Annotated in this window: 11 protein-coding genes; 8 read left to right on the top strand and 3 right to left on the bottom strand. The window is 43.8% G+C overall.

Annotated elements, in window-relative coordinates; all coding sequences use genetic code 11:
- Positions 1-26 precede the first annotated feature (26 nt).
- Positions 27-467 carry a DUF6376 family protein gene (locus ACSQ8O_RS26465; RefSeq protein ID WP_436244094.1) on the bottom strand — a complete coding sequence of 147 codons (441 nt, stop codon included), beginning with the start codon at positions 465-467 and terminating at the stop codon, positions 27-29.
- Between the two features lie 432 nt (positions 468-899).
- On the opposite strand from ACSQ8O_RS26465, the gene ACSQ8O_RS26460 reads away from it, so the two are divergent.
- The 3 genes from ACSQ8O_RS26460 (at position 900) to ACSQ8O_RS26450 (ending at position 3,605) form a co-directional block, all read left to right on the top strand.
- Entirely contained in the window at positions 900-1,967 is a 1,068-nt protein-coding gene (locus ACSQ8O_RS26460; protein WP_436244093.1) for a metallophosphoesterase family protein, read from the top strand.
- A 278-nt stretch (positions 1,968-2,245) separates the two neighbouring features.
- Positions 2,246-3,178, top strand: a complete 933-nt coding sequence (locus tag ACSQ8O_RS26455) for a D-2-hydroxyacid dehydrogenase (RefSeq protein ID WP_436244092.1) — start codon at positions 2,246-2,248, stop codon at positions 3,176-3,178.
- A 142-nt stretch (positions 3,179-3,320) separates the two neighbouring features.
- On the top strand, positions 3,321-3,605 hold the full coding sequence (locus tag ACSQ8O_RS26450; RefSeq protein ID WP_436244091.1) for a hypothetical protein: 285 nt from the start codon (positions 3,321-3,323) through the stop codon (positions 3,603-3,605).
- A 192-nt stretch (positions 3,606-3,797) separates the two neighbouring features.
- On the opposite strand, the gene ACSQ8O_RS26445 is transcribed toward ACSQ8O_RS26450, so the two are convergent.
- Positions 3,798-4,862, bottom strand: coding sequence for an LLM class flavin-dependent oxidoreductase (locus ACSQ8O_RS26445; protein ID WP_436244090.1), 1,065 nt, complete (start codon positions 4,860-4,862; stop codon positions 3,798-3,800).
- Positions 4,863-5,065: 203 nt separating this feature from the next.
- On the opposite strand from ACSQ8O_RS26445, the gene ACSQ8O_RS26440 reads away from it, so the two are divergent.
- Complete coding sequence (locus ACSQ8O_RS26440) at positions 5,066-5,986, top strand: hypothetical protein (RefSeq protein ID WP_436244089.1); 921 nt, start codon at positions 5,066-5,068, stop codon at positions 5,984-5,986.
- Between the two features lie 88 nt (positions 5,987-6,074).
- Here ACSQ8O_RS26440 and ACSQ8O_RS26435 read toward each other — a convergent pair whose 3' ends face one another.
- Positions 6,075-7,046, bottom strand: coding sequence for a hypothetical protein (locus ACSQ8O_RS26435; RefSeq protein ID WP_436244088.1), 972 nt, complete (start codon positions 7,044-7,046; stop codon positions 6,075-6,077).
- Between the two features lie 521 nt (positions 7,047-7,567).
- Here ACSQ8O_RS26435 and ACSQ8O_RS26430 point away from each other — a divergent pair.
- The 4 genes from ACSQ8O_RS26430 to ACSQ8O_RS26415 all read left to right on the top strand — a co-directional run bounded on the left by ACSQ8O_RS26430 (position 7,568) and on the right by ACSQ8O_RS26415 (position 12,375).
- Positions 7,568-8,590, top strand: coding sequence for a response regulator transcription factor (locus ACSQ8O_RS26430; RefSeq protein ID WP_436244087.1), 1,023 nt, complete (start codon positions 7,568-7,570; stop codon positions 8,588-8,590).
- Positions 8,590-10,395 carry a sensor histidine kinase gene (locus ACSQ8O_RS26425; RefSeq protein WP_436244086.1) on the top strand — a complete coding sequence of 602 codons (1,806 nt, stop codon included), beginning with the start codon at positions 8,590-8,592 and terminating at the stop codon, positions 10,393-10,395. Before ACSQ8O_RS26430 ends, ACSQ8O_RS26425 begins: the two co-directional genes overlap by 1 nt.
- Before the next feature lie 96 nt (positions 10,396-10,491).
- Positions 10,492-11,466, top strand: a complete 975-nt coding sequence (locus ACSQ8O_RS26420; protein ID WP_436244085.1) for an ABC transporter permease — start codon at positions 10,492-10,494, stop codon at positions 11,464-11,466.
- Between the two features lie 15 nt (positions 11,467-11,481).
- A complete protein-coding gene (locus ACSQ8O_RS26415; protein WP_436236530.1) occupies positions 11,482-12,375 on the top strand; it encodes a carbohydrate ABC transporter permease in 894 nt (297 codons plus the stop codon).

Raw genomic sequence — 12,375 nt, 5'->3', positions numbered from 1 at the left:
AAAAACTTCTCACAAGTGAGAAGTTCTTAAGATCCTAAATTTTGAATGCGATTGATGAAGATGGTTATGTCGCTAATCGTCGTGAGTATTTGTGAATTTTGAAGTTTATCAAGTACCAGATGACCATTGACTAACACATTATTTATCTCATCCAGCAACACTTTATTCTTATCTACCAATTGTTGATGAATATCCTTTGCAATCGTGGGGACACTTTTCAGATTAAATTGTTCGATATCTTTTTTTATCCCGATTAATTGATTTTCGAGTGCTTGTTTTGTCTCTGGATTCAAAGCCGCATCTTTCATCATTTGAGGTGCTTGTTGTGCAAAAGTACTCAATTTATTGATGTGGTCAGTAGCTTGATTTGCGTAATCCAAGGAACTATTTACTTTTTCAATTAACGTACAGGCACTCAATTGGAGCGTTGTTAAAATTACTATTAGTAATATCATCAATTTCTTCATGATTTTGCTCTCCTTTACGGTTCGTTTTCAGAATAAATCAACTTTTCTTGTTGTTTATTACGTTTTTCTAGAAAACGGGTTTCAAGCTTAACTGGGTGCTAGGGCGCCGGATCTGGAACTCGTTTCAGTAGAGTAGTGGAGTTGAGGCAATAAGATGTAGGGCTAATCAGCATCTGTTGCACCTTGAAGAAAATCATACACGACTGCAAGAAAACCGATCCCGCTTGATGAAGAGCTGTTTCGGTTTTTTTTGAGTTATGTGGATTGGATCAATTTCAGAGATCAGAAGATGTTTTATCAACTGAACGATAAACGACTTGAATTTATGGAAAAAATCTCGAAGAATTTTACTAAACTAGTGTCAAGAATATGATAAAATTAACATGTTAATATGTAATTTACATAGACGGTACATCCCTGGGGGGAAAGTTCATGATTTCAAGAAGACAGTTTATCAAAAGATTGCTTGCAACGGCGTTCGCATTAACTGGTGTCGGCGCGCTGCTCAAACAATCACTAAAGGGGCCAGAGACGAACGTAGCGGTAGCTGATGCTTCGGGAGAGCAAATCATTCCGCAAGCTTCTGCACAACCAGTTTCGGTTGACTCCACCAATCATCGATTATTGCTATCTTTTTTCTTACTCAGCGATGTGCATATTTCCAACAATGGGACTACTACGATTATTGATAAGCTTCATTCGGCGTTGAAAGATATCACTCGCTTTGAATCGCCCGTAGATACGATCGTATTCGGCGGGGATATTACGGATGTAGGCCGGGATCAAGATTACAAGCTTTTCCGAAAAGTATTAGACAACTACAAGCTTCCGCCGCTATACGCGAATATGGGAAATCACGACTATTACGATATTTGGATAAGCAGCAAGGGAGATTGGTCCGCTGAAACGGTGCCCAACGGGAAAACCGATGCGATGTCCCGTGAACGTTTCATGAAGTTTTTCGGCTACAAGGATAAGCCCTATAAGGATGTCTGGATGAATGATGTGCATCTGATTATGATGTCTCAAGAGACCTATGTGCAGGAGAACCCAGAGGTAGGGGAAGGCGCATGGTATTCGGATGAGCAGCTTGCTTGGCTCAAGAATTGTATGAAGTCCCATGAGGATGGAAAGCCCGCTTTCATCTTCATCCATCAGCCGTTACCAGCGCCGGATATGGACGGGAAACCGCCTCAGTTACTCAGAGCGAAGGAGTTTCGGGCAATATTAGCGCCTTATAAGAATGTTTTTGTACTGTCAGGGCATACCCATCGTAACTTTGCAACAGAGAATCACTATAACTCACAGAATTCCTTTCACTGGTTCAATAATGCTTCTGTCGGCAAAACACGCAGTACAGACAATCCAAATTGTGCGCAAGGTATGTATGTTCAAATCTACAACAACGAAGTGGTGGTTCGTGGCCGAGAATTCTCCGATAAGACCTGGATTGAATCGGCAACATACACCGTACCCATGGTTCATGCCGAACAAGCATAGTTATATGACCATATAAATGGCATTTAGGGGAAAGGACATGCACATGGGGCATGTCTTTTTTTTATCCCGTGCTCCGCGCGAATAGATGGATTTTAATTTTACAGCTAAATCAAATGTCAGAGGGAATCCCCTTTAAATAGTTGTATGTTTTCCAGTTAATACAAATAAACAAGCTATATCCGCCAATGACTATCAAACGACGTTTTCCTCTTATTTATCTACCGTGGTACAATAAGTTACTATCGCGTAGTTTTACGGATTCTGAGGAGGCGTTGTGCTTGGATATCAAACGAATATTAGTGACAGGGCGAATGTATAAAGAGCTAGAAAAGCTTGCTTCAATGGACACGAAGAGGGAGTATCTGTTTCTACCAGAGATGGAAGTACGTCCGAATCACTTCAATTGGGCAGATGGTTATGTGGCATTCAAACCGACAGAGTCGTTTCAATTCGGTAACTTGCAGTGGGTTCATGCGCTTGGAGCTGGCGTTGATGCATTTTTATTGGATCGCGAATGGAAAATGGATGTTGTGTTAACGCGTACGGTCGGCAGTTTTGGACGGAAAATAGGGGAATATTGCCTAAGTTATCTACTTGCCGATCTACAACGTCATGATAATTTCCAGCAAGCACAAACCCAAAGACAATGGCTGCCATCGCAGCAGAAGCTACTGCATGAATTGAACATCGTTATTTTCGGAACAGGTACGATCGGCGAGGAAGTGGCGAAGATGCTTAGCGCTTTTGGGGTAAACGTATACGGAATATCTCGCAGCGGCGCAGCGAACTCTCATTTTAACAAGGTCCTACCGATTACCGAGGTGCACACCGTGTTGCCACAAGCCGATTGGGTCATTAACACTTTACCCTTAACACCAATCACGGAACGTTTATTTGAAAGAAACTTATTTTCCTACATGCAGAGTGCTGGCTTCATTAATGTCGGTAGGGGAGCTTCGCTGGATGAGAATGCACTACTGAAAGCGCTTGAACAGGGACAAGTGCGTAGAGCTGTTCTTGATGTGTTTAGGGAGGAACCTCTGCCCGTACATTCGCCGTTGTGGGCTCATCCGAACGTGGTCATTACTCCGCATATTTCAGCTGTTACTGGGGTGGACGAAGCAATTGAAGGACTGCTCGCAGTGCTTGGAGAAATGGATAATGGACAAGAGAAAGTTAGCCAATCGGTGGACGTAAAGCGAGGATATTAGGTCCTATTAAAGGAGTATCACAGCACAGAAATAAGCCCATCTAACCGATCTGCTGGAAGGTTTCGATGCCGGTGCAAATGATTACAACGTTAAACCGTTCACTCGGCATGAACTGTTGGCCCGAGTTGGTATTCAACTGAAGTTGTCACGCTTCACGTTGGAGCTCAAAGAAGGACTCACTAACGGAATTCGCCACGGCCGCTGCACGAGTTTCCAGTTTAAGTTGACGCCTCGTGACGACAAGTTGATCTTTTCGTTATGGAACGACGGTGAGCGCTACGAGGCGACTGCTCTGGGCTTCGGTTTACAGTCGATGATGGAGCGAATCACGCAATTAGGCGGTAGTCTTCGGATATCTGGGGGCGAGGAGCAAGGTACGAGCGGATGTTTGCTGATGATTGAGTTGCCAGTTGTAGGAGTAAAGTAGAATAGAGGTGAGATAGTCGAAATAATCGACTATCTCGCACTTCCACGTCACCAATTCGCAAAAAGAGGGTGTCCCTAGCCAAGTAAATGGCTGGGGACACCCTCTTTCCTGAAAGTAGAACGGCATACCAGCAACTATGTGCTGCGTTAGCCTAATGAATCCCGAGAGACGACTCGGCATTCTTATTTAACTTTACTCTTGTGCTGCCTCGCGCTCCAGTTCCTTGCGAACAATTGGCGCGACTTTCGTGCCGAGCAGCTCGATCGTGCGCAACAATTCATGATGTGGCAGGGTGCTGACGTCCACATGCAGAAGGAAACGTGTTATGCCGAGGTTATTGCGGAGCAGTACGATCTTCTCCGCGACATACTCGGGATCGCCGACGTACAGTGCACCGCGCAGGCTTCTTGCGGCATCGAACGTATCACGCGTGTAGGGCGCCCAGCCGCGCTCACGGCCAATCGTGTTCATCATAGCTTCCGTTGCTGGATAGAACAAGTCGGCAGCTTTCTCACTTGTATCCGAAATGAAGCCATGCGAATGTGTCGCGATCTGCAGCTTGCTTACGTCGTGACCCGCTTTAGAGGCCGCTTCCTTGTAAAGGTTGACTAGCGGAGCGAACCTTTCAGGCATACCGCCAATTATCGCAAAGACGACAGGCAGTCCAAGAACGCCAGCGCGAATCGCGGAATCCGGATTTCCTCCAGTTCCGATCCATACGGGTAATGGCTCTTGTACAGCTCGCGGATAAACGCCTAAATTGTTAATGCCAGGGCGATGGCCGCCTTTCCAGCTTACTTTCTCTGATTCGCGGATCGCGAGCAGAAGCTCCAGTTTTTCCTCAAATAGACTATCGTAGTGATTCAAGTCGTATCCAAATAGCGGGAAGGATTCGATGAAAGACCCGCGTCCCGCCATAATTTCTGCACGTCCATTGGATAATCCGTCCAATGTGGAGAAAGCCTGATAAACGCGTACTGGATCATCCGAAGATAACACGGTCACAGCACTCGAAAGCCGGATTCGTTTGGTTGTGGAAGCTGCTGCTGCCAGAATAACGGCCGGCGCTGAGCTCGCATAATCCGCTCGATGATGTTCACCAATGGCATATACGTCTAGGCCAACCTGATCGGCCAAATTAATTTCCTCTACCGCTTGGCGGAGTCTTTCGGCGTGCGTGATGCCATTAGCTCTCGGAGCAGCCTCGAGAAACGTACTTATTCCTATTTCAATAGTTGAAGTTGTGTGGTTGGACATAGTGAATCGCTCCTTTCAGGTTATAGCTATTATACTATATTATATATTGTAACTCAACAAAAGTAAGCGAATATCATAGCCGTATTAACACAATCTCCAGTTATCTAGTACTGCAAGAGCGAAAAAGCTTTACAAATGTCTCTAAGTGATGTGTGATAATACATGTTGTATATCAAATTCACATATCGCTCAGGAGGTTAAGTATGCAAACAGGAAATCGCATGTTTCGAACAGAAGTGGTAAATGGGTGGGGACGTCTTCCGGAAGGTCAGACTTTTGGTTATACGCATGGCATTGTTGCCGATTCGGAAGACAATATTTATGTACTCCATACAGGCTTGCCGAATATGACGGTATTCAGTCGTTCAGGCGAATGGCTCAAATCGTTCTCTGTAGAAGGTATTGAGGCCAATGCACACGGTTTATACCTCCATAAAGAGCATGACGGTGAATATTTATACATGACGGATTGTGGACTTGGGACGGTAGTCAAAACGACACTTAACGGTGAAGTCCTTCTTCGTTTGACTCCCCCTGATCTAGGTGACATTTATTCTGATGAAAAAAAATATAAGCCAACAGATCTAGCTGTTGCACCAAATGGCGACATATATGTGACAGACGGCTACGGTCAGCATTGGATTCATCAGTATAATGCCCAAGGAGACCGAATCCACTCTTGGGGTGGAACAGGAAGTGAACCTGGTTTAATGAAATGCCCACATGGCATTTCAGTCAAACTCACAGGAAGTGAACCTGAGCTTTATGTTGCTGATCGAGGGAATCATCGTATTCAAGTATTCACACTGAGTGGAGATTTCAAGAGATTTATCGATAACGATATGGATATGCCATGCTCTTTCTATTTTCATGAGGGGCTCATGTTCTTCCCTGACCTACACAGTAGGGTGACCGTTTTCAACTCGGAGGATGATTCGCTTGTCGCTCATCTTGGTGAGGATCAATTAGCCTACAAACAGCAGGGCTGGCCTAATTTGCCCAAGGAATACTATCGGGATAATCGTTTCAGCTCACCTCATGGCGTTTGCGTAGATTCATTGGGGGATGTCTATGTCGCCGAGTGGATAATCGATGGCCGTATAACGAAGTTACGTCGCGTATAACGACATATGAGAAAAAGAAGTGCTGCCTTGATCGAGGCAGCACTTCTTTTTGTTAAGGTTGTGGCGTTTACTCCAAGTAGTCTTGTTTTTAAAATAGGTTGTCAGGCACGTAATAAAGTTTCTGCGTATTCGTTTTATTAACAGGGTCTGCCACGATAATAAAATAAACATGATTGTTTTTAGTCTGTACACCTTCGATTTCGTGGGTTCCCACGTTTGTGATTTTAACAAGGGTTTTGTATGTGCCTGTGTTTGACATCTTAGCGATTTGTGGAGTTTCACCTTCCCCACCGCCAGATGTGTATATTTCTGTGTTATCGAGCATATCAGCACCTTGGAAAGAATCATTTGGTCTCACGATTGCAGTGCCTGACTGCGTAAAGCTGGAAACACAGGCGCTTACTGCCGCAGCACTGTCCATTTGTACGAGTTCATTGTTGTCGAGCAATTGATTCAAGGCTACCGTGTCATAAATGGACCACGTAACGGTTCCTTCTTTTGTTTGGACACGGAAGACAGTATGCGTACTGTTGCCGCCGGCATCAACACGGTATGTCTCACCTAAACTTGTACCGGTAGTATTGGCGTAATTCATATAGGAGAAGCGGTGTAAATCGGTATAATCATATGTCGTGCCAGCTGCGTATTGAAGTCTAGCTACTTGGAGTGACCAGTAATTACTAGTTGAGGAATCTGCTTTCGAACTGAAATAAAAATAATTGATACCATTGTATGTGTACATATCAAGGGTTTGGCAATGTCCGGCATTCGTCACGGTCATTTCGTCAACATACGTTGCGTCACTTCCGTTTATTAGCAATCTTGAAAGATAACAGTTTCCCCCAGACCGCTGAGTTACATAAACATAGGTTGATGCGATGTAAGCTTTTTGAACAGCGACGTTGTGATTAAGTCCTTTGAGGTTATAAGCAAGTGTAGCTGATGCATTTAACGTATTTTGTGGCGTTGCAGCAAATACAGGCCCGACATACATGGCCGAAATAAGTAAGGAGAGAACGATAGAAAGGAGTAGTTTTAATCGGTTTTTACCTTGAATCATACAGAATACCTCCTTTAGTATGCAAACCTCATCAACTCGATTCAACACTACATGATACATATCATCTAGCTGTAAAAGTGTACCACCTCCTTAACAGAGACCCGGTAAAAAAATAAAAACCCGAACAATAAGATATGCTCGCAAGCGAGCGAATCAAATTGTTCGGGTTTTCTCAAGGACTCCAACCGTCACATTTAGAATTCAGTAAAGAATAAATGGTAAGCGCTTCCATAGCGCTCACAAATTCATCCTAACAGGTTCTTTCTAGAAAGTCAACGAGCCAAAGCGAAGGTGTTTGTTCACACTTTCAGAAAATACATTCGATAACTTTCAATTGTAGATGTTAGTCCGTATTTTGAACACCCAGTCAGATAAGTAAAGGTTATTAGTTTCGATTTTGATGACGATGTTCATGTTTTGATGGGTATTCAGAGGATAGGATATCGGAACATAATTAAGGCGTGCCCTCTTGTCGGAGGCGATCGAGGGTTTTCATTTTTGAAACACGAGGGGGCAATCGAATGGCTAGAATCTGTATTGTTGATGATGAACCTATCATCGGTATTGGCCTCAAAACGCTTATCGGGGAATATAACCGGTTTAGTGAGATCGATACATTTACTGACGGGGAGTCAGCATTGTCGAACATTATAGCCAACCCTCCTGACGTTGTGTTGACAGATATACGAATGCCTCGAATGGATGGTCTAGAGCTTTGCCGACATATTCAGCAGCTAAGAGTCTCCACTAAAGTTGTCGTGCTTTCCGGATACGGGGATTTTGCCTACGCGCAAAAATGTATGTCGTACGGCGTACAGGAATATCTACTGAAGCCAATTACTGAAATTGAGCTTTTTCCAATATTGGATAAAATGCTTTCCATGCGGGAAGCTGCACTTATTTCCTTCACCCATTTTGAACAGTGGATCGATCATTTAGAGGAAGCGATTTGGATCATGGACAGGGTTCGGGTCGATGAATTGCTTGAGGATGGCAAACGGGAGTTGTTCGATGTTGATACAGAGATCCAACAACACCTGCGAGTATCCGACGCTGTCAGGCTGCTTCACAAGAAACTGAATGCCAGAGGGGCTTACAGGATTGAGGTGAAACCGTTTGTAGAGGAGAGTACAGGCATCACGATTACGTACGAAAGGTTTCAGTCCGAAATAAGAAGCTGGATTCAGCGACTGAGCGAGTATCGCAATCATGAGAGAATCGATGTATTGGAGGCTGCGATTCAATACATTGATGAGCACCTATTCGAGGATGAGCTTTCACTGGAGAAAGTTGCAGGGAAGCTAGGATTAACGCCGACCTATTTCAGCCATTATTTTAAGAAACATACGAACGAAACCTTCGTGCAACACCGGATGCGCAAACGAATCGATCGAGCTAAACAACTGCTTGCTGTACCTCATTACAAAATTATCGACATCGTAGCTGAAGTTGGTTACGAGAGCTACCCGCATTTTACAAGAGTATTTAAAAAGGCAACTGGATATTCCCCCACCGAATATCGCGGACTGCTCGGGATTAAGTAATGAATAGCAGACTTGTACGCAAGGTTTACATCTACTTCGTCATCATTATCACATTAGCTTTGGTAACAGTGGGAGTTACCGGCTATTGGCGGTCGTCCAACGAACTGGAGAAGCAGTATGAAGGACTATTGACTCAAATCGTTGATAATGTCCTACATGAAACTGATCTATTTCTGAAAAGCTACGAGAGGGCAACACTTTCTATTCTAATCTCACCTGTAGTTAAAGAAGCTCTAGATCTGCCATACCATGCCACTTCTGGGTTTTATTCATCCGAATTGGCGATGAAGGGAGTATTTCAACCCGTTCTCATTAACAACCCTGAAATCTCAATGACATACATCGTCGGTTATAACGGGTTCCAAGCAACGGATTTCAATGCACACATAGTCCCTTTTAATTACAAAGGTTTTGATGAATATGTCGAACAGATGAAGGAAGACGATACGATTAATGGAAAGCTGACGATCAAAGATTCCGGATTTCTGGACGGTCATCTCACACTGATTCGCAAATTAGCGGATAGAACCTCATCAACTACTTTTAAAGGACTTATGGGTTTTGAACTAAAGATAGGGGAGTTAAACACGCTCTGGAAGGGCATCAAACTCGGAAACTCAGGGTATTTTTTTATCGTGAACGATCGTGGGAAAATACTGTATCATCCGGATTCGAACCGGGTCGGGAAACAGCTTGATGGTATGCATTTCAATACGGTTGAAGCCAAAACAAATCAAGTATTTGAATTGCCCGGAGAACCGGGGAGGGTATTCTTTAGTCGAAAGTCTGACTACTCCGGATGGACACTAGTGGCAAGTATGTCGATTTCTGAACAACGTCAGCCTATTTCAGATTTGCGTCAAACGATATTAATTGTAGGCATCATCACCTTATTCTTGGCCACATTCCTAGCTTACCGTTTCGGTCAATCGATTGTTCGTCCGGTTCGACTACTAGAGAATGGGATGCGTCAGACGGCAAAAGGGTTATGGACTCGAGTACCTCTCACAGGAAGTCTGGATGAGATGGATCAGCTTATTATCAGCTACAATACGATGGTCTCTAGGCTCGAAGAGCTTGTTGAGCGAGTTTACGAAACCGAGCTGCGCAATCAGGATAATTTAATGAAACGGCAGCAGGCCGAGTTTCAATCGCTGCAATTACAGATTAACCCGCATTTCTTGTACAACACGTTGGAAATTATTATTTGCTACGCCGTCATTCAAAAATCAAGTGAAATCAAAGACATCGTTCGTTCTCTGTCGTACATGCTGCGTTATTCCATCCGCACGGACTTGGAGGAAATTACGGTGGCGAATGAGCTTAAACACATTCTGTACTTCATGTCGATTATGAAATATCGCAACCAACGCGAATTCGAGATTGATGTTCGGATCTCTACGGATTATTTATTGGACAGCATGGTTCGCTTGACACTTCAGCCCTTGGTCGAAAATGTATTTAAACATGCATTTCCCTATGGGATCGAGGATACGCACACGATAATTATTGACGCATGGAAGGAGGAAGCGGATTTCTATGTCATCGTACAAGATAATGGCTGCGGCATTGACGCGGAATCCCTTCAGCAATTAAACACACGACTCCTGAACAGTCGACAAGAGAAGCTGGTGGATTCGCAACCCACATTTGAAGGCAGCATCGGGCTGCTCAATGTGCATAACCGGATTCAGATGGTGTTCGGGCAGCAATATGGTCTTTCTGTTCAAAGCCAGCAGGGGATCGGCACGAAAGTTACGATTCATATGCCATCTTCCAGTGCAAAAAAAGTCATAGCAGTGTAAATGAACACAATGCTCGGCACACCTCACTTTTTGTATGCTGTATTCAGAAGTACATTACACATACCGAGTCATGGTCATCGAAATAGGGAGGGATTTATGGAGATATCGGCTAGCAAGAGTGACACACTGTCTACAGTTGTCGTTAAAAAGGAACATTACTTGTTTAGGCTCAAGAAAAATGCATTCAACCATTGGCAGCTCTACGTGCTAATGCTGCTGCCAATTATTTATTTGATCATTTTCAAGTATGTGCCGATGTATGGCGCTTTGATTGCGTTTAAAAATTATCTTCCGACAAAAGGTGTCTGGGGCAGCGAATGGGTGGGACTGAAGCATTTCGATCGCTTTTTCCATTCTTATGAATTTGTTCGGATTATGAAAAACACAGTCTTGCTCAGCATCTATAGTTTACTTGCGGGGTTTCCGTTCCCCATCATACTGGCGCTTTCTCTGAATTACGTCAATTCTCGTTTCTTTAAGAAATCCGTGCAAATGATCACCTATGCGCCGCATTTTATTTCCGTGGTCGTTATGGTAGGTATCATTTTGCAGATGATGGACCCTCGGGTTGGCCTCATTCAAAAGATTATGAAATTTATCGGAATCCCTACCATTAATTTCATGGGCATACCCGAATGGTTTTCACATGTTTTTGTCTGGTCCGGTATTTGGCAGAATGTTGGATTTTCTTGCATCATTTACTTGGCAGCGCTTGCAGCCGTTGATCCTTCACTCCATGAGGCTGCTGTTGTGGATGGAGCCAATAAGGTGCAACGCATGTGGCACGTGGACATTCCGGGTATTCTACCGGTTGCCGTGATTCTGTTAATCATGAACACCGGACATGTGTTAGACATCGGCTTCGAGAAGGTGTTGCTGTTGCAGAATCCGCTGAATATGAGCTCATCTGAGGTTATCGATACTTTTGTCTACAAAGTCGGTTTGGCCTCAACCGCAATCAATTATTCCTATTCATCTGCCATTGGGTTGTTTAAATCAGTCATTAATTTGATTCTGTTAGTACTCGTTAATCGGATAGCTAGACAATTAGGACAAACCAGTCTGTGGTAAGAAGGAGGCGCGTCAATGACGGGAAGCATTAAAGAAAGTGCAGATGACAGGCTTTTTACAATAGTGAATTACATCATCTTATTCATTTTTACCATTACGATTCTTTATCCGCTGATTTACATTGTTAGTGCTTCGTTCAGTTCATCCACCGCGGTTATTTCCGGCAAAGTCTGGTTGTATCCGGTTGAGCCGACACTAGCGGGATATGAAGCCGTATTTAAGCATCGCTTGATTATGTCGAGCTTCTTGAATTCTGTATTTTATACCGTAGTGGGAACGACAATTAATGTCCTGTTTACACTCATTGCGGCGTATCCGCTTTCCAGAAAAGATTTTATGCCACGCAATGCCGTCATGGCTTTGTTCGTATTCACCATGATGTTCTCAGGGGGATTGATCCCGTCTTATCTGGTTGTGAAAGAGCTCGGTATGATCGACACCAGATGGTCTTTAATTATTCCAGGAGCACTTGGTGTTATGAATATGATCATTGCCCGCACGTATTTTCAAACGACCATTCCCGAAGAATTGCTTGAAGCCTCTCAAATGGACGGCTGTAGTGATTTTACGTTTGTACGAAAGATCGTACTTCCTTTGTCAGGTCCCATCATAGCAGTGATTTCCTTGTTTTACGCAGTAGGACATTGGAATCAATATTTTAGCGCATTGCTTTATTTGAAACATCAAGAGTTGTACCCCATTCAATTGGTGTTAAGGGATATTTTGGTGCAAAACGAGGTCGACGCGTCGATGATAACTGACATTGCAGATCAAGCGGCAAGAGATGGTCTGCGGGAGTTGTTGAAGTTTTCCCTTATCGTCGTGTCTACGCTTCCCGTGCTCATCATCTATCCATTCATACAAAGGCATTTTGTCAAAGGCATGATGATTGGCTCATTAAAAGGCTAA

This window comes from Paenibacillus sp. LjRoot56 (assembly GCF_964253335.1).
Classification (GTDB): Bacteria; Bacillota; Bacilli; order Paenibacillales; family NBRC-103111; genus Paenibacillus_E; species Paenibacillus_E allorhizoplanae.
This window is presented reverse-complemented; position numbering and strand designations above follow the sequence as displayed.

Excerpts from the sequence above, each read along its gene's own strand:
- ACSQ8O_RS26460 (WP_436244093.1), top strand. The coding sequence starts at position 900 with ATGATTTCAAGAAGACAGTTTATCAAAAGATTGCTTGCAACGGCGTTC.
- ACSQ8O_RS26420 (WP_436244085.1), top strand. The coding sequence starts at position 10,492 with ATGGAGATATCGGCTAGCAAGAGTGACACACTGTCTACAGTTGTCGTT.
- ACSQ8O_RS26425 (WP_436244086.1), top strand. The coding sequence starts at position 8,590 with ATGAATAGCAGACTTGTACGCAAGGTTTACATCTACTTCGTCATCATT.
- ACSQ8O_RS26465 (WP_436244094.1), bottom strand. The coding sequence starts at position 467 with ATGAAGAAATTGATGATATTACTAATAGTAATTTTAACAACGCTCCAA.
- ACSQ8O_RS26445 (WP_436244090.1), bottom strand. The coding sequence starts at position 4,862 with ATGTCCAACCACACAACTTCAACTATTGAAATAGGAATAAGTACGTTT.
- ACSQ8O_RS26430 (WP_436244087.1), top strand. The coding sequence starts at position 7,568 with ATGGCTAGAATCTGTATTGTTGATGATGAACCTATCATCGGTATTGGC.
- ACSQ8O_RS26440 (WP_436244089.1), top strand. The coding sequence starts at position 5,066 with ATGCAAACAGGAAATCGCATGTTTCGAACAGAAGTGGTAAATGGGTGG.
- ACSQ8O_RS26415 (WP_436236530.1), top strand. The coding sequence starts at position 11,482 with ATGACGGGAAGCATTAAAGAAAGTGCAGATGACAGGCTTTTTACAATA.
- ACSQ8O_RS26435 (WP_436244088.1), bottom strand. The coding sequence starts at position 7,046 with ATGATTCAAGGTAAAAACCGATTAAAACTACTCCTTTCTATCGTTCTC.